Origin of the sequence: Nostoc linckia z4 (assembly GCF_002608075.1) — a bacterium.
Classification (GTDB): Bacteria; Cyanobacteriota; Cyanobacteriia; order Cyanobacteriales; family Nostocaceae; genus Nostoc; species Nostoc linckia.
Window position 1 is genome coordinate 1 of the sequence record NZ_LAHA01000029.1, and the last position, 23,120, is coordinate 23,120.

18 protein-coding genes are annotated in these 23,120 nt (G+C 40.7%); 8 read left to right on the forward strand and 10 right to left on the reverse strand.

Annotated features, from left to right (window positions below; translation table 11 throughout):
* The first annotated feature begins 157 nt into the window (after positions 1–157).
* Both VF06_RS21710 and VF06_RS21715 read left to right on the forward strand, forming a co-directional pair.
* Positions 158–664 (forward strand): DUF192 domain-containing protein, encoded by a 507-nt coding sequence (locus VF06_RS21710; protein WP_099072572.1) that lies wholly within the window; start codon positions 158–160, stop codon positions 662–664.
* Between the two features lie 478 nt (positions 665–1,142).
* Positions 1,143–1,370 (forward strand): DUF2949 domain-containing protein, encoded by a 228-nt coding sequence (locus tag VF06_RS21715; RefSeq protein ID WP_099072571.1) that lies wholly within the window; start codon positions 1,143–1,145, stop codon positions 1,368–1,370.
* A 314-nt stretch (positions 1,371–1,684) separates the two neighbouring features.
* Here the strand turns inward: VF06_RS21715 and VF06_RS21720 are convergent, their stop codons facing one another.
* Both VF06_RS21720 and VF06_RS21725 read right to left on the reverse strand, forming a co-directional pair.
* Entirely contained in the window at positions 1,685–2,836 is a 1,152-nt protein-coding gene (locus VF06_RS21720; RefSeq protein ID WP_099072570.1) for a pyridoxal-phosphate-dependent aminotransferase family protein, read from the reverse strand.
* An 850-nt stretch (positions 2,837–3,686) separates the two neighbouring features.
* The gene (locus tag VF06_RS21725; RefSeq protein WP_099072569.1) at positions 3,687–5,102 is read right to left on the reverse strand and encodes a folate/biopterin family MFS transporter; all 1,416 of its coding nucleotides are present in this window, start codon (positions 5,100–5,102) and stop codon (positions 3,687–3,689) included.
* Positions 5,103–5,529: 427 nt separating this feature from the next.
* On the opposite strand from VF06_RS21725, the gene VF06_RS21730 reads away from it, so the two are divergent.
* The 4 genes from VF06_RS21730 (at position 5,530) to VF06_RS21745 (ending at position 10,895) form a co-directional block, all read left to right on the forward strand.
* On the forward strand, positions 5,530–6,744 hold the full coding sequence (locus VF06_RS21730) for an anhydro-N-acetylmuramic acid kinase (protein ID WP_099072568.1): 1,215 nt from the start codon (positions 5,530–5,532) through the stop codon (positions 6,742–6,744).
* A gap of 185 nt (positions 6,745–6,929) precedes the next feature.
* Entirely contained in the window at positions 6,930–7,376 is a 447-nt protein-coding gene (locus VF06_RS21735) for a hypothetical protein (protein ID WP_099072567.1), read from the forward strand.
* A 171-nt stretch (positions 7,377–7,547) separates the two neighbouring features.
* Entirely contained in the window at positions 7,548–8,561 is a 1,014-nt protein-coding gene (locus VF06_RS21740; protein ID WP_099072566.1) for a glycosyltransferase family 2 protein, read from the forward strand.
* 777 nt (positions 8,562–9,338) lie between these two features.
* On the forward strand, positions 9,339–10,895 hold the full coding sequence (locus VF06_RS21745; RefSeq protein ID WP_099072565.1) for a serine/threonine protein kinase: 1,557 nt from the start codon (positions 9,339–9,341) through the stop codon (positions 10,893–10,895).
* Positions 10,896–11,372: 477 nt separating this feature from the next.
* Here VF06_RS21745 and VF06_RS21750 read toward each other — a convergent pair whose 3' ends face one another.
* The 5 genes from VF06_RS21750 to abc-f form a co-directional block, all read right to left on the reverse strand.
* The gene (locus tag VF06_RS21750; RefSeq protein WP_096537979.1) at positions 11,373–11,570 is read right to left on the reverse strand and encodes an NblA/ycf18 family protein; all 198 of its coding nucleotides are present in this window, start codon (positions 11,568–11,570) and stop codon (positions 11,373–11,375) included.
* A 744-nt stretch (positions 11,571–12,314) separates the two neighbouring features.
* Positions 12,315–13,055: a Stp1/IreP family PP2C-type Ser/Thr phosphatase gene (locus tag VF06_RS21760; protein WP_099072815.1), complete on the reverse strand. Its 741-nt coding sequence runs from the start codon at positions 13,053–13,055 to the stop codon at positions 12,315–12,317.
* A gap of 15 nt (positions 13,056–13,070) precedes the next feature.
* A complete protein-coding gene (locus VF06_RS21765) occupies positions 13,071–14,756 on the reverse strand; it encodes an ABC1 kinase family protein (RefSeq protein WP_099072814.1) in 1,686 nt (561 codons plus the stop codon).
* 183 nt (positions 14,757–14,939) lie between these two features.
* The gene (locus tag VF06_RS21770) at positions 14,940–15,266 is read right to left on the reverse strand and encodes a DUF6825 family protein (protein WP_099072813.1); all 327 of its coding nucleotides are present in this window, start codon (positions 15,264–15,266) and stop codon (positions 14,940–14,942) included.
* A 209-nt stretch (positions 15,267–15,475) separates the two neighbouring features.
* A complete protein-coding gene (gene abc-f, locus VF06_RS21775; protein ID WP_099072812.1) occupies positions 15,476–17,092 on the reverse strand; it encodes a ribosomal protection-like ABC-F family protein in 1,617 nt (538 codons plus the stop codon).
* Between the two features lie 373 nt (positions 17,093–17,465).
* Here abc-f and VF06_RS21780 point away from each other — a divergent pair, with 373 nt between their 5' ends.
* Complete coding sequence (locus VF06_RS21780; protein ID WP_099072811.1) at positions 17,466–17,804, forward strand: DUF433 domain-containing protein; 339 nt, start codon at positions 17,466–17,468, stop codon at positions 17,802–17,804.
* Between the two features lie 250 nt (positions 17,805–18,054).
* Here VF06_RS21780 and VF06_RS21785 read toward each other — a convergent pair whose 3' ends face one another.
* The 3 genes from VF06_RS21785 to VF06_RS21800 all read right to left on the reverse strand — a co-directional run bounded on the left by VF06_RS21785 (position 18,055) and on the right by VF06_RS21800 (position 21,953).
* Entirely contained in the window at positions 18,055–19,593 is a 1,539-nt protein-coding gene (locus VF06_RS21785; protein ID WP_306419449.1) for an AAA-like domain-containing protein, read from the reverse strand.
* Between the two features lie 620 nt (positions 19,594–20,213).
* A complete protein-coding gene (locus VF06_RS21790) occupies positions 20,214–20,798 on the reverse strand; it encodes a Uma2 family endonuclease (RefSeq protein ID WP_099068691.1) in 585 nt (194 codons plus the stop codon).
* 516 nt (positions 20,799–21,314) lie between these two features.
* Positions 21,315–21,953: a peroxiredoxin gene (locus VF06_RS21800; protein ID WP_099068728.1), complete on the reverse strand. Its 639-nt coding sequence runs from the start codon at positions 21,951–21,953 to the stop codon at positions 21,315–21,317.
* Between the two features lie 425 nt (positions 21,954–22,378).
* Here VF06_RS21800 and VF06_RS21805 point away from each other — a divergent pair, with 425 nt between their 5' ends.
* Positions 22,379–23,089: a hypothetical protein gene (locus VF06_RS21805; RefSeq protein ID WP_099068689.1), complete on the forward strand. Its 711-nt coding sequence runs from the start codon at positions 22,379–22,381 to the stop codon at positions 23,087–23,089.
* The last annotated feature ends 31 nt before the right edge of the window (positions 23,090–23,120 follow it).

The window sequence follows — 23,120 nt, forward strand, 5'->3', positions numbered from 1 at the left end:
CCCCTTTCCCCTTTCCCCTTTCCCCTTTCCCCGAACCGTATTGGCCAGAGACTGTAGAGATGTTTCATCAAAAGTCTCTAAAATATCCCCTATTAGAATCCAAAATCGGATAAATTCTGTAAAATTGAAATCTAAATTACAAAATCAAAAAACTAATATGACTCGTTGGCTAAGCTTGCTCTCGATGTTATTAGGTATTTTGCTGATGGGTTGTTCTGCACCGACAACAGCCATACCTTCTACCCCCACATCCAATTCTCCAACTCAAGCGCCAGAAAACTTAGGTCAAAAACTACCAATTTCCGCTAAAGCTATTGTTCCCAATGGCACAACTATTCAATTAGAAGTAGCAAAGACGCCGCAACAGCAAGCGATGGGCTTGATGTATCGGCCTGCTTTACCAAATGACCGAGGAATGCTATTTCCCTTTGCTTCACCACAACCAGTTAGCTTTTGGATGAAGAATGTACCGGTATCCTTGGATATGGTATTTCTACAAAATGGTGTGGTTAAATATATACAATCATCTGCACCTCCTTGTGCCAGCGAGCCTTGTCCTACCTATGGCCCGAATACACTAATTGACAAAGTAATTGAACTCAGATCTGGACGAGCTACGGAATTAAATTTAAAAGTCGGGGATGTTATCAAAATTGAGTTTTGAACCTCTGGTGCCCTATTTTGACCTCAAGCTATCAAAATCTATGTTGTTTTTGTAAAAAATGTCACTTTATATGGTAAAACAGTCAGTTGTGAGGCTACTATTTAAAAACTGTGGTAATGATGTAAAATCCTACTGTCTTTAAGCTGAAATCGCAGTTTTCAGTTTCGATTGTAAAAATATTCCCTTAGACGTAAGTGTAAATAGTCGTCAATAGGGGAGTATAGGCTATGGAATCTTTGTTACTACATGTGTAATTAACTTAGAGTACACAGTAGACGAGACGAACTCAATTTAACTAAGTAAAAATACTGCTTGAAATTCGAGCAGATAATTTGTCAAAAATTTTTATTTCCAGACTTTCTGTGAGAAGCCTGCTTTTAGGTAGACCAAGAAAATTGGGTCTGGATGTCTGGTCGATAGCGACACAGTGACAGATGAAATATTGGCTACTAGCTAGCAATTAATGATGAACTGATATATGACAATACACTCTGCACAAGGAGGTGAGACACAAATGTCACCATCAAAATATTCTCGACTTATTAATTTTTTGCAGGAAGATTTGGCAATTTCCGCAGCTTCACTAGCGGTGGCACTTCGTCATCGCGAGCAAGACCCAGGCCCTTTGCCAATGATTCTTTGGCAGTATGGATTGATTACTCTAGAGCAGTTAGAGCAAATTTATGATTGGCTGGAGACAGCATAATTAAGCAATTTAAAATCCAAAAGGAGGAAAAGCCATCGTGTTAGTTTGCTTGTTATTAACTGGATGCCAATTGAAGTCAGGGTAGTTTATGAATAGCTTATTCAAAATAATTGAGGCATATCATATCCACTCTAACTTATGCAAAGGTTGACATATGGAGAAATTGTCTCTAGCGGTTTTTACTAATTTGCATACAAATCACAAGAGCGAGCTGATGATTCTACTCGCTCTTTTGATTTGTCATTAGTCATTAGTCATTAGTGAGTTAAAAATAACCAATGCCCCATGCCCTATGCCCTATGCCCCATACCCCACTAATCTGTAAACACCTTAGCGGCTGCTGCTACACCAGATCCTGGGGTGAAGTCTTCATAGCCAAGTTCTCTTAAGGTAACTTCTAAGGATGCTATGCAGCTGAGGATATCGCGATCGCTCACAAAACCCAAATGACCAATACGGAAAATTTTATTGCTCAGATGGTCTTGACCGCCTGCTAAAGCAATATCAAAGCGCTTTTTCATAAATGACCGAATCTTATCCGGTTCAATTCCCTGTGGCGCTACAGCTGTAATCGCTGGACTAGCGTAACTATCTGCTGCAAACAGTGGTAAGTTTAATCCTTTAACGGCGGCGCGGGTGGCATTTTTCAGGCGTTCGTGTCGAGTAAATATTGACTCTAAGCCTTCTTCTTTCATGATTCGCAATGTGGTATGCAGTGCGACAATCATGTTTACAGGAGGAGTAAATGGGGTGGTATTTTTAGCTGCGGCTTTGCGATATTTGCCTAAATCTAGATAATATTTCGGTAATTTTGCGGTTTTGTAAGCTTCCCAGGCTTTGGGGCTAACGGAGACAAAACCCAATCCCGGCGGAATCATATAACCTTTTTGGGAACCAGAGGCGACTACATCCAAACCCCAAGTATCTACAGGTAGATTGAACGCGCCCAAGCTAGTCACAGCATCAACAATAATTAATGCTTCACCGTGTTCTTTAACGTGGCGATTGATAGTTTCTAGATCGTTCAATACACCCGTTGAAGTTTCACTATGGGTGATGATGACAGCCTTGATTTCCTTTTGGGTATCTGCTTGGAGTTTTTGGGCAAAAACTTCTGGATCTAGAGGTTTTCCCCATTCAACCTTCACTTCTTCTACATTTAAACCGTAGGCTTGACTGATTTCTACCCAGCGTTCGCCAAATTTACCGTTAGAACCAACTAAAACGCGATCGCCTGGAGACAGGAAATTAATTATACCGGCTTCCACTGCACCAGTACCGCTGACATTCAACATCAGCACATCACTTTGGGTTTGGTGCAGCCACTTGAGGTTTTCCGTTACCTCTGCCAAGATGTTGCTAAATTCACCTGTCCGGTGTCCAATCGGATGCTTGGCTAATGCCAGTAAGGCCGCTTCTGGCACTGGCGTGGGGCCAGGAATCATCAGCATCAGCTTATCGTTCATGTGTCTATCCTAAAGTCAAATAAAAGTCAAAATTCTGGGAAGTTGGCTAAGCCTGGTAGCAAATTCTAGATATTTCTCTACAAGTTACACTCAGTTAGTCACCAGTCTCGTTGTGTATTTTCCAAGTTTATAGTCAAACTATCACCGCAGTTAATCAAGGGTCAGTTTATTATTTAATACCTCTGTTCCAGGAAATCAATCTTACCACATACTTAGAACGTCGATTCGGTATTCAAAAATTGTTGATATCCCGTACTAGGAACTGGATATTCGCTATTTTCCCATCCTCCCAGTTGCCAATCACCAATCCTCAACTCAGGCGATCGCCAATAAATTATCAATTTTTATAGTATATTCATCAATTCGTTACATCATCAATCAGTATTTTTAGCTACTCTTGACAGTGAGTCGTTTTTAACTAGTGTCAGTTTAAAAACTGTCACTCATCAGAACCTTGGTTCGATCGCAGAAGGGATATTCTTAATTAGTGCAAGGAGTGATACCATTTCACAACATGTTTGTCACAAGTTATCCCTGCAATGCTCCTTACTGAGGGAGTATTGTAGATTACAGATGTTGCATCAAACTAGTGAGTTGGTACAAAGTTATACGGGGAAGCGCTTGGGTGAGCAAAACTCTCAAGTGCTTTTTCGTGTATAAATAAAACACTAGAATTCTCTGTTTCTAACCCTCGTAATCTTACTACCAAAAGCTTTGCTTTTGATTCCGAGCATTCTACCTTTGACGTTAGGAAACTCTAAAAAATCAATTATTGTGGTTGAATTTGTTGACTGTTGACGGTTAACTGTCAACAGTCAACAGCAAACAATATTTTTTACTTGAAAGCCCCTTACTCAACTACTCCTGACTCTGGTTTTCGGACTACTAAATCAGACATTAAATCGGGCAAAAATTGTTGTTGCTCATCTTTTGATGTCTGAATTTTCTCTTCAGCAGCAGGTAACCAGCCGATAAATGGTAGAGGTAAGAGGCGGCTGAGATTAGTAATTAATACCAACAGCCAAAGTAAATCGAAGTTTGTGGCTGTGATTCCCAGCCAATGGGTGATTAATGCCCCAAGTGCGTGGGAAACGCTTCCTCCTAAATTGAAAATTGACATTATCAAGGCAAATAATGTTGCTTCTACCCCATCAGGACAGACCCTTGCTGCTAGCACCATCACTTGCATAAAGGCAATTTTCCCCATCACAGAGAGAATAAGGCTATCACCCAAACTAAACCAGTGGTCATCTATACCCAACAACCGATTAGTGTGAGTGATTAATAAAATCATTGTCATCCCTAAAATTGAGGAAAAAACAGCACTCCAAGCAAAAACTACACGAAAAGGAATGCTTTTGAGAAAACGTTGAAAAATCCAAACACCAGCCAAAGAAGCAAAACTTGTCACCAAATGCACCCGTCCCAAGAATTCTGGTTCAAAGTGTAATTCGTTGGTGGTGAAGTAGAAAAAGGCTGAATCAGCACTTGGGGTAGCTTGCCAAATGAAGATAAATGCTGTTGGTAGCCAAATGTTTTTTTGGCTGATGACTTGGCGTAGCTGTGCCAGTTGATGTTTGATTGGTGGGATGTTAGTGCGATCGCTATCTTTACCTTCTTTGTTAATGGGAGACTCAGCAATCAACCAAGCTGCTGCTGAAACAATCAAAGGAAATAAGGCAACGATCCAAAACAGAGTATGGGTACTAAAGTATTGCAGTAGAAAACCGCTCAAGTATGCTGTTATCAAACTTCCGATGGCAGAACTACCCCAACACAGTGATTGTAGTGAACCTGCTTTGGCTTGTGACTCGCCTCTGGCTCGTTCCACAACCAATGAGTCAACTATGACATCACTCATAGCAACGGAGAGAGAACTAAGACCGATGGCGATGGCAGCTGCCCAGCTAGTATGAACTATGGTTGCCATACTTACCCAGGAAACAGTCCCCAATATCCCCGATAAAATCAAATAAGGACGCCGACGATAACCAAATATCGGCAAGCCATCAGAGATAAAACCAAACACCGGCTTAATCATCCAAGGTAAAAAGGCAGCTCCCAATAAGGCCGACACTTGGACTGGACTTAATAGCAATTCATCTTTGAGGAAAAAGCTCACAGCTAAACGCGATAGCCCTAAAATTCCTTGGACGAAGTAAACTGCGAGGATTGCTATTAACTCAGCATTTGGTTGATTGCCCAAAAAGATTTTTTCTGTGACTGAATCTTTTACCTTGGACAAGCCAGATGATTGAATCAGCATTTGATAAATATTTTTTAAGTTTTATCTACTTTTCCATCATATCGACTTCTCCCCATGAAGCCCTCCGCTTTTCCATAAAAATTAACCAGCAGATGAATAGCAAGTAAAATCTTGAAATCAACATCAAGTCCTGACAAGTTGTTTTACATAAAAATTGCACATTTTTTGGAGATGCTATTAAGGGAACTCCAAAAAACAAATGATTCTGGTTTATGTCGTTGACTGTTGACTGTTGACCGTTGACAGTCAGCAGTCAAGAATCTCCTATGATATTTTTTTACTTGGAAGTCCTCGGTGGACTGAACACTAATAACTCTCATAGCAAGGGACTGGTGGCTGGGTCAAAAGTCTGTTAATGTCCTAACCACCTTGGCTGTTGCTATAACTGTTAAACTACCGTTCGTAATCTAAAATAAAAAATTTGTCAATGCATCCGAATGAAAAAGCTACTATCTCTACTCGTGTTATTGGTTTAATTAGTGGCACATCTGTAGATGGCATAGACGCAGCCTTGGTAGAGATTTCCGGCGAAGAATTAGATCTCAAAATTGAGTTGCTAGCTGGAGAAACGTACCCCTATCCGGCTGAACTGAGAGAAAGAATATTAGCCCTTTGTGCAGGTGCAGCCATATCAATGGCAGAATTAGCTCTCATAGATGATGCCATCGCCTTTACCTTTGCTCAAGCTGCCCAAAACATTCAAAATGGTCACCAGGCGGCTCATTTGATTGGCTCCCACGGTCAGACCGTTTATCATCGACCAGTTGGGAAATGGGAAATGGCAAAACAAAATACTTCCTATTTTCCACTCCCCACTCCCCATTCCCCACTAGGCTACAGCCTCCAACTAGGGCGCGGTGCCTTAATTGCCCATCTCACAGGCATTACAACTGTGAGTAATTTCCGTGCTGCTGATATCGCCATTGGTGGTCATGGTGCGCCTCTGGTTCCTAGAGTGGATGCCTATTTACTCAGCCATCCCGAAGAAGGACGTTGTATTCAAAACATTGGTGGTATTGGTAATGTTGCTTATATTCCGCCTCGGTATGGCGACTGGCTTTCAAAAATTCGTGGTTGGGATACTGGCCCTGGAAATAGCCTGTTGGATTTGGCGGTGCAGCATTTAAGTGCTGGTGCTAAAACTTACGACGAAAATGGCAATTGGGCAGCCAGTGGTACTCCTTGCTATCCATTGGTAGACCAATGGCTCAAACAAGAATATTTTCATCTACCACCGCCTAAATCTACTGGTCGAGAGTTATTCGGTTTGACATATTTAGAACAGTGTTTCAAAGATGCCCAAGCCTATCAACTCAATGCTGCTGACATATTGGCAACTCTCACAGAACTAACAGCTGCTTCAATTGTTCATAGTTACCAGACTTTTTTACCAGAAATGCCACAACGAGTACTGTTATGCGGTGGTGGTAGTCGTAATCTTTATTTGAAGCAAAGATTACAGTTATTATTAGCATCAGTACCAGTCTTAACTACAGATGAAGTCGGCTTAAGTGCAGATTTTAAAGAAGCGATCGCTTTTGCAGTTTTAGCTTACTGGCGAAATTTGGGTATTCCTGGCAACCTGCCTACTGCCACCGGGGCACCTGGTGAAGTTCTTTTAGGGGAAATTCATCAATACTGAGTAGGGAGTAGGGAGTAGGGAGTGTGGGGAAAAGGTGAGATTCAAAGACAAGGTAGACAAGGGAGATGACAGTTATCAGTTGACTGTTCACTGTCCAATGCCCAATGCCCAATGCCCAATGCCCCATTCAACACTTCTATAACTGTAGTCTTGGCGGCACTCCATCGCGACAGGAAATATAAAAGGTGGCTCATACTTTTTTATTGGAATCAGGACGCTGGACAATACAAGGGAATTGGCTAGAACGTAATGGTATGCCAATCAATGTCAAGGGTATGACCTTGGTAGCTTGGAATCGAGATAACTGGTTTACTATGGCCACAAAGCTGATATTCCCAGGCAGCGATCGCTCGGAAATTTCTCTACAATACAAGGGACGCTTGCATGAGGGAGAACGCCAGTATACTTTTTTGCTCCAACATAATATTCTAGGTCAGGTTGAAGGCGAAGGTTGGATTGGTTTGGATACTATTGTGCAGCATTACTGGGTGTTGGGCGATCGTCAGCGTCGTAGCGGCTTTGAAACCCTACACAGGATTTCTGAAGATACATACTACCTAAGTAGCGGCATCTTGACTGGTCATTTTTTAACTAACACAATGGAAGCTAGCCTAGAACGCCAGATACTCTAGTACTCACAACACTATAGTGGCTATAAATGTCCAAAATTCTAGGCTTGACGTGAAAAATTGACAGCTAATTTCATTAGTATATTGAAACGTGCATAGTAAAAAAGAAATAATTTAGTTAACATCTGGAATTTAGTATTTTTAGGTAATGGTGTAGTTAGGAGATCGATATTCGTGAATCCCAAAGTATCTGTCATTATTCCTGCTTACAATACTGAGGCTTATATTGGGGAAGCAATCAAGTCAGCCCTAGAGCAAACACTCCATGACATTGAAGTGATTGTAGTCGATGATGCTTCAAGCGATAAAACTGTAGAAATCGCTAAAAGTTTTATTGATCAACGTCTCAAAGTGATAGTTAATCAACAAAATGTTGGGGCTGCTGCTGCACGTAATCGTGCCCTCAGAGCAGCCCAAGGCGAATGGATTGCTGTATTGGATTCAGATGATTGGTATGCTCCTGAAAGATTAGAAAAGCTTGTATCCTTGGCAGATGAAAAAAATGCAGATATGATTGCAGACGATATTTATTTGATTAATGATGGTGAAACATCTCCTTGGAGTACATTGATTCAAGAAAGTGGAGAAGTTATAGAGAAAATTTTCCAAGTTGATATCGTTTATTTTGTAGAAACTGATATTTTTGGACAACCAGGCTTGCATCTTGGTTTAAGTAAGCCTTTATTTAAGCGAGAATTTCTACTTCAACATGGTATTGAGTACGATGAAGATATCAGGATGGGGCAAGATTATTGGCTTGATATGAAATGCCTAATCAAAGGTGCTCGCTTTTTTCTTGAGCCAAAACCCTATTATTTTTACCGCTCACGTCCCGGCTCCCTTGTACATCAAAGCCGATTACCACGTTTAAATCAAAGCTGCAAAGCCACTAATTCCTTCATGCAACAAGAAGCTGTCAAAAAAAATACGGCTTTAATGAGTGCCTTGTCTCACAGTCTAGCAGTGTATAAAAAAAATTTAGCTTACTTTCAAGTTGTAGAGCCTCTCAAACAAGGAAAATGGTTAACAGCATTGACACAAATGACCAAAAATCCTGAATTTTTTTCTTATTTTATTTCGCGAATTAATAATATCATTGAGCGTCGAGTTCAATACCTGATGACCAGAGATAAATCAGTTTTTCACATGTCTTATAACACACAGAAAAAAAGAAAAACTACCAATTAAGCCTCTAAAATTTATCAATTATTTACAAGGTGGTTAGTACATTAACTAATAATAAAATTTAGACACAAAGCAAAAAGTCGGAGTGGCTGCTTTTGTCGTACACCCTTCGGTAAAACCGTTACCGGAGGGTGGGGGTTGCTGTAGGCATCTGTTAGGGCAGCGTAAAGCCTTTCTATTTCAAAAGAAGGTAACACCAACGATACAGTAACTTTTAGAGACACTACGCGTAGCTTGCTTAAGAGCATGGGTACGTTTACAGCGACTTTGCGTAGCGTTACTTTTTAAGACAAAGACTTTTACCCAGTCCCTAGTCACCAGTATCCAGTCCTTTGCTATAAAAGCAGAGCTGTTATTTATTTAGTCAAAATTGGGCAAACTAAGACTACATCATAATTAAATCAGTATACATTTACCTTTTTTGCTTATTTGGTCTAGCATGTTGCACTAATTGTTAGTAACTGTATTTGTTGCCAACTTCCAGATTGTTTTACAAGACGGAAAAAAGCTAATCCACAAAAAAGCATAACTACTCATGTTGGTTGTTAACTGTTAACTGTTAACTGTCAACAGTCAGGGATGAGTAAACGTGCAAGTTAAATGCAAAACAGCTTACAGGGGTTAGTAACTGAGTCAAGTAGAGAATTTAAGTTTGCCAGCCAGAAATGAAAGCTGCTTGAATCCTGAATTCTCTATTCTAATTACAGTAATTATGATGTATGGTTTAAAACTCAATATCAAGCTAAATACTTACAATTTGCTTTTAGAGTCAAATTTTCTATGTCAGACCCTAACATTGGTCGCTTACTCAGCAAACGCTACCAACTTCAGGAGTTAATAGGTACTGGAGCGATGGGTCGAGTTTACCGCGCTAAGGATATTTTGTTGGGTGGTGTACCTGTTGCTGTAAAGTTCCTCGCTTTATCAATCCAAAATGAAAAGATGCGGTTGCAAGACCGCTTTGAGCGAGAAGCGAAAACTTGTGCTTTACTTGGGCAAAAAAGTATCCATATAGTCAGAGTGATGGACTATGGCGTAGATGACAGTAATATTCCGTTCTACGTCATGGAATACCTACAAGGACAAAGCTTAAACAACATTATTCGCAAGCAACGCCTTCCTTTGCCTAGATTTCTGAGTATGGCGCGTCAACTGAGCTTGGGTTTACAGTGCGCTCATGATGGTATTCCAGTTGACGGTACAATTTGCCCAATTATCCACCGTGATGTCAAGCCAAGTAATATGCTGGTGATTCAAGATCCGAGTTTTGGAGAATTGGTCAAAGTTTTAGATTTTGGTATTGCCAAGTTATTACAGTCAGACAGCGACCATACAAAATTTTATTTAGGAACGTTGGCTTATTCTTCTCCTGAACAGATGGAGGGTAAGGAATTAGACAACCGTTCTGATATTTATAGTTTGGGCGTAATGATGTTTGAGATGCTCACTGGTAAAATGCCGTTGGTAGCACCGACTCATTCTTTTGGAGCATGGTATAAAACACATCATTATCAAAAACCGCGTTCTTTTACTGAGGTTTCGCCGGGGTTAGAACTACCAAAAGAAATAGAAGATTTGGTGATGAGTTGTCTAGCTAAAGTACCACGCGATCGCCCCCAAAGCATCAGCGAAATATTGAAAGTTTTAGCATCCGTAGAACAACCAGACCACACACGCAAAATTAAACAGAATAATTACGCCCTAGTTCCTGCTACACTGACACTTAATGCTGAGGTTGAGCAGAAAACGAAAGTCGATTTGCGGATATCCTCGTCAAATGATGAAATTGCTAAGACCATTTCCTGGCCTCAAAATAAACCCATTGCTGATATTGTCTTTCCCCAACCCGTACATATCAATGGTGAGGTCTTACCAGCATTGTGGGTAATGCTACCCCAAATGGAAATTCAAAAACGCTTAGTTTGTACCCGCTACAATCAATTTCTTTTCATCTCGGTTCCCCATCCAATGCTGTTGTGGATTACCGTCATCTACAACCGCAAACACGGTGCTAAATGGTTACATTACTATTTAGACCTCAAAACCAGTCTTGGTCAAGAAATTGCCCGCTTGCTACACCAAACAGGTTACTACCGCCTGTTATTTTTCGCACGAGAAATGCCCAACCGTTGTACTCATATCTTACTTTCCAGTGTCGCCTCTGCCCAACGTCAACGACTGCAAGAGTGGGTCAAAATCAGTAATACCTTCATGTCTTCTGCTGACCCGCAAATTAGTAAAAACTTACTCAAAAGCGAATATGAAAAGATTAAGCCTCAAATCCTGGCAAAACTTGAAAGTATTGATACAGACTCTCCATACGATCTTTCCAACTAAGAATAATTTGTGAATGTTACATATTTACTATGTAAAAAAGAGTATCCAATCAAAAATTGTAAATTTTTATAAAAAAAATATATATAATGTTCTAACTTCTAGTTATATGTATAAATAGTGAAAGTGCTAGCTGCTAAAGTTAGTCACTCTAATTTTTCTGTAGATATTTTTGTGTACACGGTCTAATTTAGTGCAAATTTACGCAGGTATAATTTAACACAACAGTAAGATACAAAAATCTAAGTCTGACTAAAGTACACATTAGATTTGAAATCAAATCTCAAGTTAGCTTTAGAATTTAGCAGTCTGCCTCAAAAAGCTTGACATCACCCGTTGTTAATTAACTTCCGAAGTTTGACTTTTTTTGAAGCTTTGTAGAGTTTTTCATCGGAGTTGACGCCCCGGCATCCCCAGCTCTTTTCCTCTGTGGGAACCAAGCAAGAGAAGGAGGTCGCCCACTGCGACATCAGAACGACTCTATGCCATAGTGGAACCGGAATCTAAGCCCCACTGGTGCTTGAGAAGTTCTTGATAAGTTGCTTCCCGCACTACCATTTGTTCGTACAGCTTGACTAAAAAGTCTTTAGCCTGTTCGTGGCTCATATGCTGTACTTGAGTTGCAAATGAGCAGATACTGAATTGCTGTTCTAAGGATAATTTCATTGGTTCGTTCATAAGTTACTCCGAAAAAACAACGCGTAAATGGTGATATCGTTCACAGAAGTCCAAATGGGATAATACTTGGACTTGTATCTGTCCCGCATTTGTTCCTCCGTATTAAGAAAGATAACAAGTGTTTGACAGATTGCCCACATCCTAAGTGTGGAATTTTTCTGTTCTGATATCTTGCACCTAATCCCACTGATATACCACCCAAGTCGGCCGAGTCATATTCCAGAAAATATGCTCTAGTTTTTCTTAAGAAGGTGAATTTGCCTTCTTTACTCCCTTTTCCTTGGAAATAGATAGTTTTCCTAGTTGAGAAAAACGTCAGATAGCGTCTTTCTATATATGGAAAGACTTTCCAAGCCGGGGAGTTGGAGGAGGCTGGGGAATAAATGGTAATAAGCGTGAATTATAGTCGCTTTACCTCATTACGTGCAAGATGTCAATTTACTAATTTATAGAAATTTAGCCTCCTAAGGTAACTTTGGAGGCTAAAAGTATTAGTATCAAATTGTCAAAAGCAAAAATGCTCAGGCTGAACAAATTGATGGGTATATTTACCGGATTTGTCATTGATTGTTGAGCGTCGGGCATGGGGAGATGAGGAGGATGTAGCTTTAGCTTCTCTTGGGGAGACGCTAGCGCGAACCCGTAGGGAGAGAAAAGAGGAAGTCAAAAGGTAAAACGCAAAAGTAAAAAAAAAGAATACCAATGCCTTTTTATTTTTCAATGCCCAATGCCCTGTTTGCCCAATCATTGAGAATTATTTTCTTCCAGTGAGACAAGAACAACGGTAATGTTATCGTGCCCTCCTTGCTCCTTAGCAGCCTCAACCAGAGAGATGGCGGCTTTATCTAGCCAAGGGGTTTCTTGGAGACAGCTAGCAATCTTTTGTTCGACAAGTTCTTCTGTGAGACCATCGCTACATAAGAGTAAGCGATCGCCAGTTCTCACATCCAGTGGTTGCACGTCAACCTGATGCAGGTCTTCCCGTCCTAAACAGCGGGATAATACATGACGAAAAGGATGTAATCGAGCTTCGTCTTGGGTGATGTCACCGATTTTGATTGCTCGTGCTACCCAAGTGTGGTCTTCCGTGATTTGTTCTAATTGCGATTGTCGGAAGCGATACAGGCGGGAATCGCCAACATGACCGCACCAAGGCGGTTCTGGAGAGCGAAAAATTACTGCTACAACCGTTGTACCCATATCGGCACGTTCGGGATGATTGTGCTGATCTTGCAAAATGGCTTGATTGGCATCCCACAAAGCTTGCTCTAGCAATTCTTGAGAAGACTTTGGAGATTCCCAATTGGCCAGCAAATACGCTTGAATTTCTTTAGTGGCAATGCGACTTGCTTCTTCTCCTCCCGCATGACCACCCATACCATCAGCTACAACAAAAAATCGTCCTTGTGGGTCGATATAGTAAGCATCTTGATTATTAGAACGAATAAGTCCCGGATCGCTAAGACCCGTGAAATTAATTTTCATAAATTTTTTCAACAATTAATACATACGGTCATAACGGTCGAGGCGCAGAAGCAGTCTGATCAAAACCACTGAAATTCCTGCTGCGATTAAAGTAGGCAGCAGTGCCAGCCATACAAAATTCTTCACTACTAAAATAGTAGCTGAAAGGGTGAAACCACTAATTAACAGAGCATAGCTCATGGAAAGCTGAATATTACTCTGCCGTCGCAGCAAACGTTCAGTTTCTATAGACCGAACGCGCAGGCGCATGTCTCCCCGTTCTAACTTTTCTAGAGTGTCCTCTAATCTACGTGGTAAACCCAACGCAGTACTACTTACTTGAGCTGCTTGACGACTCAATTCGTTAAGAAAGCTATTACCCTCAGAACCATTCATATCGGTCATAAGCTGCATTGCATATGGTTTGGCAACTTCCATAAAGTTAAACTCTGGATCTAAGCCCTTGCCTACCCCCTCTAGGGTGGAAAACGCTCGCATCACAAAAGTGAAAGTTGCTGGAAATCTAAATGGTTGATTATAAGCTATTTCGTAAAGATCATCACTAATTGCGGCCACAGATTGATTTTCAAAGGGCTTATCCATGAAATTGTCCAACATATACTGGACAGAACGCCGCACTGGCCCCATGTCATCTACTGGGGCGATCGCACCTAAATCGATGAGAGATCGGACTACGCGATCGCCATCTTTTTGGGCAATACCAAACAATGTTTCCATCAGTCCTTCACGGATGTTGGACTTGATTTGCCCCATCATCCCAAAGTCGTAGAATATCAAAGAGCCATCGGGACTGATAGCAATATTGCCTGGGTGGGGATCGGCATGAAAAAAGCCATTATTGAGTAACTGTAGCAAATACGCTTGAGCGCCTTGACGAGCGATGGTTTTTCTATCTAAACCTGCTGCTTCCAAAGCTTCGTATTGGCTGATTTTTATTCCCGGAACATATTCCAAGGTCAGCACGCGGGAAGTGGTGTAACGCCAGTAAACTTTTGGCACTTTTACCCAATCGTAGCCACGAAAGTTACGCCGAAAAGTATCAGCATTACGACCTTCATTGAGATAATCAATTTCTTCCCACAGAATGCGACAACATTCTTCATAAATACCCAGCCAATCTCGTCCTTTTCCCCATTTGGGATGGTTTTGAAAGTAGCGGGTAATTCCTTTAAGAATTTGTAAATCTATTTCAAATAACTTTTTTAATCCCGGACGTTGCACTTTCACTACTACTGCTTCGCCACTATGCAACACAGCTTTGTGTACTTGTCCCAAGCTAGCAGCAGCTAAAGGTATAGGTTCAAAATTTTGGAAGAGTTCAGGAATTTTCCTGCCTAATTCTTGCTCAATAATCGATTCTACTTGTTCATAGCTAAATGCTGGTACTTTGTCTTGTAACTTTGCTAGTTCTTCTACATATTCAACAGGGAATATATCAGCACGAGTAGAAAACAATTGCCCAACTTTGATAAACGTTGGGCCTAAGTCCAGCAGAGTATTACGAATCCAAACCGCTTGGGTTTTGCGTCTTGCGGTTTGCTTTATTTCAGTCACACCACCTGGATAACTCCAAGATTTGTTGTACAGCCAAAGTTTGAACAATAAGGTCAAGACGAAAGACCAAATGTCCACAAAACGCCGTCTGCTAGAGTATTTTTCCCGATTCCAACGGTATGCCTTATCTGAATAACCTTGTTCCATATGCTCCATTTACCGTTGGTTTGCAACCAATATTATTTGCAAGAAAAGACACTCTGATTCCTAAACTGTTTTTTATATTTGTTTTGTCATTTGTCCTCTCTTACAAAGTTCCGATCCAAGGAAGCCTTGGCTCAGACTTTGCGCTTTGTCAAACGACTAATGACCAATGACCAATGACCAAATTTATGCAGAAGTTCTGCGATGATGTTGTAGTTCTGTTCGCAATAGGGCAATTTCGGCTCGCAATTCATCAATTTCTGCTTGCACGTCTACTGGCTCGGAACCAGGTTGCCTAGTGCTTGTGCTAGCTTGGCCGGTATTAGCGGCTTCAGCGGCTCGATTTGCTCGCTCTAGAACTTCTTCTGTAAACTGGCGCAACTGCTCTCTAGCTTCAGCATCAAATTTGCCCAGTTCGCTCAAAGCATCGGTCAGGGCGACTTCTAAACGCTCGTTAACGACTTCAGCTACCGCTCTGCCTACAAAAAAGGCTTGTACAAGGGGGTTACTCATAAATTTTTGTTACGTTCATCCGCAAAAGAATTATAACTTGCCTGTATGCTTTGCGGCTTCTGTTGTAGAGCTTGATATTTAAGTTGCAGCTGACAGATAAGTGTCAGTGCAATCCGAAGATAAAAGTTGCAAGCAATACCAAAGCAAGCGGCAATTACTAAATTTCAAAGGTAATGACAGGTATTATAAAAGACTCAAGAACAAAAATATCACTGTTCGTGAAATGTCAGTAACTCCCGATAATACTCCTCAGGTGTACTGGGCAGATGGGTTGTCATTTGTAAAACTTCTTCTTTCAATTTGAAACTTTGACTAATACTAATCCGACTGAGAAAATCTAAATCATGGGAAATTACCCAAATAGCTCCTTGATAATCATTGATACCTACTACCATTTGTTCAACGGTTTCAATATCTAAGTTGTTTGTTGGTTCGTCGAGGATTAGTAGGTCAATTTCAGAGATACTAATCATAGCGATCGCCAATCTTGCCAACTCACCACCACTGAGTACAGACGCGCTTTTATTAACCTCATCATATTTAAATAGAAAATGTCCCAGTTGTTGCCGTAAAAGCTGATAGCCGAGATTGGGATTAGCTGCTTGCATATTTTCCAGAATTGTGTATTCGCGATTTACCAATTCATAGGTTTGATCGAGATACATAGCTTTCATGGTTGGTGCAAGTAAAACTTCGCCTGATTCCAAAACTGCTGTTTGATTTTTGCTTCCCAAAATAGCCTTCACCAAACTCGATTTACCGGAACCATTGGCACCAACAATGGCAAGGCGATCGCCAGAAGCAACATGCAACTGAATGTTGTGTAAAAGTATCCGTTCTGATACCCTTAGATTTGCACCTTGAATATCAATTAAATTTTTGCGCTTTTGGCTTTTTTCTTCTAGCTGGATACTTGTAACTTTTGTTGTTTTCACCTTTGTATCTGCAACTTTTTGATTAGCTTTTGCTACTGCTGCTTCATGTTTCTTTTTCGCATTTCCGGCTGATGTTTCGGCTTTAGTTTTAATCAATCCGGCTGCCATTCTGTCGATGCTACCATTGATCAACTTAGCACGACCATTGCGCTGAGCTTGGGCTGCACGCTGTTGTTCTTGCATCGCCGCAGCCTGGACGCGCTTGAATTCCTTCCTAGCAACTTCGTGCGATCGCAATGCTGCTTCTAGCTCAATTTTTTTCTGTTGTCGATAATCAGAGAAATTACCACCATACACTTTCAAACCAACAGGTGTTAGTTCCCAAGTAATATTTGTCGCTTGCTCTAGAAAAAAAGGCTTGTGGGAGACAATTACATAAGTACCAGTGAAATTTAAAAGAAATACTTTTAAGGTTTCTAAGGCTTGTAAATCCATGTGATTAGTTGGCTCATCTAGCAACAACAAGTTTGGTTTTTGAAGCAACCCAATGGCTAAAAATAGTTTTGTTAATTCTCCACCACTCAAATTTGCAATTGGCTGATAAAGGTCAAGATTTGTATTGAATTTTGTTTGCAAAATTTCCTCAATCTGCCACCATTCATCGGAAAAAGAAATCAAAAAATTCAATACTGTATCTGATTTAATTTCTTCTCTCAGAGTGCTGATTTGAGGCAAATAATAAACAACACCATGACGCCAAACTGAACCCGTGCTGGGTGTAATTTGACCTGCAAGAATCTTGAGGAAAGTTGATTTTCCTACACCATTTTTACCTACTAAAGCGATGCGACTTCCAGCTTCAATACTCACTTGAACTTTTTCAAACAAAGTTTTGTCCAAGCTGAGTTCATAACTTAAATTTTCAGCTAATAATATTGATTTTTTCTGCATTCTTTTCAAACCTCAATTCGCAAACCTCCACCCGCGTGTTCGTAACGATTTTGGGTAGATTAGGCACAAAACAAACTCAGCCGTTACCAAACGGTCTGATAGAGATACGAGTAATGACAATATTGCTAGTACATGACTGTGTGAAGTAACCCTGTCAAACTAATTGCGTTTATTTTTCGTTGACATTTGTTGCTTCGGCGCAACAGCTGGTTGGTGCTACTTCATTTTTGATATCTCGTTTGAGTTGTGATGAGATTTGATATTGACTACAGTTTAGCACAAAGGAATTTCGTAAAGTAAGAGGCGATGAATGTATTGCGATCGCTTTCACAAAAAAATTACGATATATAAACAAATGAGTATAGGTCAATCTATGCCTAGCAAACAAATCACAGAGTATTTCAACTTCCTGTCTTCTGAAGACATTAGACTCAAAGACTCAAGAATTGGGATTGAAACAATTCTTTATGAATACATTGATTGTGGACGTTCTCCAGAAGAAATTGCCCAAATTTATCAAACAATATCTTTAGAGCAAGTATATGCAACAATTCTTTATTATCTGCAAAATAAAGAAACTGTCAGCGCTTACATGAAAAACTGGATAGAACACGGTCATAGAATGAGAGAGCAACAGAGACTTGATCCTCCACCAGTCTCTGAAAAACTGCGGCAACTCCGAATTGAAAGACAAGCTACACAGCAAGGATGACACTGCAATATCTGATTGATGAAAAAAGTATTGGTGAAAATATAGAAGAACTTATAATACTTGCTTTGGCTTCAGAAGACGATGAATATCAAGACAGAATAATTTATTTACCCTTACCCTAAAAATAGGATATTGTTACAGTCGGCAATGTCCTGCACTGTTAGTAACTCCAGAACGCGGGTTAATATTCCATAACCATATTGCCTATTATCTCTTGCCTAACTACACAAATAATTTTACTCTTTTAGTCTCAAAGTTTTATCAACTGTTGACTAAAGTAAAGACGATACAATTCACACATCACACAAGCTTGATTGCCGTTGAGTTGCACTAAACCCATGCTTTCTAGTTTATAGGCAGCGATCGCATCTAATTCTACTTTCTCRTTRCTGGYGATTACYTKTTGCATYGCAGGCATTAATTCTGGTTCCTTTTGCAGTAAGTTCAACAGTTCTCGCAAATGCTGGGTGTAAATTCCCATCGGTGTTGATGCTGTTTCTAATAACATTTCTAAGGTGATTTCTTGYCTTGATAAATGATATAGTGCAAGGCTTACYAAATAAGGATGTCCCCCCACCATTGCTTGTAGASATTCCAGGCGTTTTTCTYCTTCRGGGGACACTGCCCATTCTAGCCCGTAACGCAATGCTAAATCCTGTACTTGTTTGGGGGTAAATGGTGGCAGAGTTATTGTTATTCCTACATTAAAAGGTGATTGATTGAGTTTYAGGGGAACGTAAATTTCTGTGGTGTGAACTACCACCATTCGTAGTTTTTGCCAAATGCAATCTTGCTTTGCTTGTTCGTGCCAAAATCGCAGCATTGGTAAAAAATCTTGGGCGATATTTGGATGTTCAAAAACTCGCTGCACTTCGTTCAAAGCCAAAATCACAGGATTGGATGAAATCTGCTGTAATAGATAAGCTTCAAAATAAATTTTGCAGCTGACTTTGCTGCCCATTTCTATATCCCAAAAATCATCAAGACAGGAAATTAAGTTTAACTGCCTAGTGACATAAATACAAAACCAACGCAAAAATTTATCCAAAGAAGCAAAAACTTCTTCGTCTGCTTCTTGAAAATCCAAGTAGATTACTTGATAATTTTGCTCTTTAGCATAAGCAATCATTCGGTTGAGCAAGGAACTTTTGCCCATTTTTTTGGGTGCTTTAATTCTGATTAAGCAACCAGGATGTAATATCTCTTTACAAATTAGTTCTTCTAATGCCGGACGGTTAATGTATAAAGGAGAATCTAGTGGCACAGGGCCGCTAGGATAATCTATCTCGCTAGCTGAGAACACGTCTGAAAAAACCATTTCTAAGCTATATTGTCTTTTGAAATTTTGTTGAATTTGATTTTCTTGATTAGTCTGACCTAGCGAAAAAAAGCTAGGAGGGATTTCTACGTTGGGGAAACAATGCTGTGGACTGATTTTTTGACTTGAAGAGTTCTCCGACTTCCAACAAATGTTAGTAGGGAGTGGGGAATGGGAAAGGAAACTTTGTTGATTGTTGGTTGTGAGTTTTCCACACGAAGAACTCTCTTGTAGATGTTTCCTTAAGACTATATGCAGATTTTTTTTTGTTACTCTTTTTCTCAGGGCTACAGAAAGGTCTTGCCACAACTGAGAGCCAATTTCCTTAATGTAGTGGTTGGCGTAGCCTGATGTCTTTGACATTTCATCGTAAGTTTTGCCCAACCAAGATTGATACAGCACATACGATTGAATGGAAGCAAGGGGCTTGTCTTGCAGAATTCTTTCTACAGTTTGCAGAAGATCTTCCACGGATATTAAAAATTTTAAATTTATTATGTAAATTTACTACATTTTATATAACAAATATCATATTACTAAATAAATATTTTTGACGAAAAAATTTTGTTATCAGTAGGTATATTTAAAGGAAGTGGGAAATCGGGGATACAGCATTGGTAGAGGCTTTTTTTTAGCGGCCATCAGCTTATACCAATTCTGTATGAAGATCTACAGAATATTAAACGTAGACGCACAGCGGCAAGACAGAGGCTACTGCCAAGTACGCCTTCTCTACGAGAGGCTTCCACCAACGCGCAGCGTCTCGTAGAGAAGAGCGCCAAGAATAGAGAGTTACTCATTTAGTGCAGCTTTACAAAGAAAGGCAGAGGGCAGTCCCAATGAAAAAATTTCATCACCATGAATGAAAATGCAATCTGGAACTACCTATATAGATACTCATCTAAGAAGCATTTTCAAGTCAGAAGGAAAGAAGTATTAATAAAAACTGTCTTTTGTGGATCTAAAGCTCACTAGTATAAAATATTTCTGTCGAGATGCGTAGTATGAGACACAAGGCATCCTTGCTTCAATCCCACGTTTTTAAACGTGGGTTCCATAAAAGCCTTCTGCCTTCTGAAATTAAATTGGTATTACCAAACTTTACTCATATTTAAGATAAAACCAGGCAATATTGGGTCGCCACTAACACTAGCAGGATTATCTAAACATTCCTCTGATAATCCAGGACGATAAATATAAACTTTGCCTTGCTTGCGGTCAATTAACCAGCCTAACTGTATTCCCGGCTCATTCATGTATTCCTCCATTTTTTCCTTCAAAGTTTGGAGGTTGTCGCTGGGAGATTTGAGTTCAACTACAAAATCTGGACAAATGGGGGCAAATTTTTGCTGTTGTTCTGGAGACAGAGAATTCCATCGTTCTAGTTTAATCCAGGAAGCATCTGGAGAGCGTTCTGCACCTGTTGAGAGCTTAAATCCAGTACTAGAGCTAAAAGTTATACCTGTGCCATCCTGCTCTGACCATACCCATAACTGTCCTGAGATGTTAATTTCTCGGTTTCCTGTCTCTGAACCAGTAGGAGGCATAATTACCAATTCTCCAAATTTATTGCGCTCAATGCGTAAATCGCGATTTACTTGACAGAACTCAAAAAATTGTTCGTCTGTCATTTGCATTGATGGCGGAATTTGCAAAACCAAAGGGGATGAAAACATGAGAATTTCCTCCAGGTTACGATGCCTAGCCCACTGACTTTATTTTCACCCAAAAACAAGGACAGTTGCGTGCTGGGGTTGCCCCCGCCCTCAATACGTTTCGGATAAGCAGTATGAACTTCCCTTGTGGTCTGGGAAAAGGTTAAGGGGTAAATGGTAAAGGATAGACTTCTAAGAGAAGTCGGGAAAAGGGGAAGGTGGCCCCTGAAGGGGATAAGGGGCAGGGGAAAGGGGGTGCATGTTTGGTATTTTCCCTTTCCCCAATAAAGATGTATCCCTTTGACCACAAGAGTGCTTTTTGCACTCTTGTGCAAGAGGTCTGATGTATTTGAAACCTTTCCCCTTTTCCCTTTCCCCTTTCCCCTTTAACCAAACCGTATTGCCCCCGCCCTTGCAAACTGTCCGTTGCAAAGATAAAGGCAGCCGCATAGGCCGGTTTTCCGACTTTAGCGGACTGCCTGTCGCCAAGATGTAGCTTGGCGGCTTTGCGTCTAATGCAGGAAATCATTTTCAGATTTACTTATTAGGCTGAGGAGTTAAGCGCAGATAAGGTTTAACTTCCTGATAGCCTTTGGGGAATTTCTCTTTGAGGACTTCTGGATCTTTGAGTGAGGGGACAATTACGACATCCTCTCCATCTTTCCAGTCAGCTGGGGTCGCCACACTGTACTTGTCAGTCAATTGTAGAGAATCGATAACCCGCAAAAGTTCATCAAAGTTGCGTCCCGTGCTGGGGGGATATGTGAAAGTGAGACGGAGTTTCTTGTTGGGGTCAATTACAAAAACCGATCGCACCGTTACAGCTGCATTGGCATTGGGGTGGATCATATCATAAAGGTCAGAAACCTGGCGATCGGCATCTGCCAAAATTGGGTAGTTAAGAGTCGTGCTTTGAGTTTCTTCGATATCTCCTATCCAGCCGTTATGTGATTCAACATTATCAACACTAAGTGCGATCGCTTTCACATTGCGCTTGTCAAATTCTGGTTTTAGCTTAGCAACTGTGCCCAGTTCCGTTGTACAAACAGGTGTAAAATCAGCAGGGTGAGAGAACAGCACAACCCAGCTGTCACCTGCCCATTCGTAAAAATCGATATCGCCGTGTGTTGAGGCTTGTTTAAAGTTGGGTACTGTATCACCTAAGTGGAGAGCCATGTGAGATTCCCTGTAGCTAGAGAAATATACGTGTTCTACTTTGTCATCATGACACAAAACCCCTATTCCCCAATCGGGCTTTAGCGGTTTTAAACAAAATTTTAGGTTGTCAAGACTTTCGTATACGGCATTGGGCATGGGGCATTGGGCATTGGGCATTGGGCATTGGGGATGGGAAGAGGACAAGGTAGACAAGGTAGACAAGGTAGCAATCTTTCTCTCCGAAGTTCTGATGGTCGGAAACCTCCGCTCAGACTTCTCTCCTTGTCTCCCTTGTCTCCCCCATCTCCCCATCTCCCCTACTCCCCATCCCCCCAACTCCCCATCTCCCTCATCTCCCGGTTGTTGAGCGTTCGCGTAACGTCTCGTAGAGAAGTCGAACCACATCTCCCTATCTCTGTACACCCCACTCCCTTGTACTAGCGATGATTGTACTTTTTTTGACTATCGGTGTTACCCTCAGCACAATTGCAAGCTTTGTTTTTGGAATTCCTTGGTTAATGCCGATTTTGGGTGCTGCTATCCCCTATCCTATTTTCTTTTTACAAGTGCGTCGTCAACAATATAAAAGTGCTTTTTGGTGGATGTTGCTGTGGGGAGTGTTGCAGAGTATTGGTGTAATTGTAGCAACAGCGATTGCCCCACAAACAGCAGCAAAAGTTATTCTTCGTGGAGAATCATACACTACGGAAATGTTCCACTGGATTCGCACAGGAGAAGGTATGGAAGGAACACTTCGTTTGTTTTTACCAAACCATTTATTGCACTATGGGATTTTTTGCATTCTCTGTATTGTCACCATCAGTAGCGCCGCATTAATCTTTGGCACTTGGATGCTAAATTATATGAATTTTTATGTTGCACAGTTGATAAAAGTCAGCGCTAAACCTTGGTTGGCAGCTATTTTAGGATGGTATCCTTGGTCACTGGTGCGGGTAATTGGCTTTATTGCAACTGGGGTGGCTTTAGCTGCATTAGGATTAAATTTATTCACTCGCATTAGAGGCGAAGTTCCTAAATCTACTTTTCCTAAAACTTATATGTTAATTGGAATTACTTTTGTGATTGCAGATATTATCATCAAAGGAATTCTAGCGCCCATTTGGCAAAAATTACTGTTGTCTGCGTTGGGTTAAATTAATTACATAGATATCTTCAAAATGAATG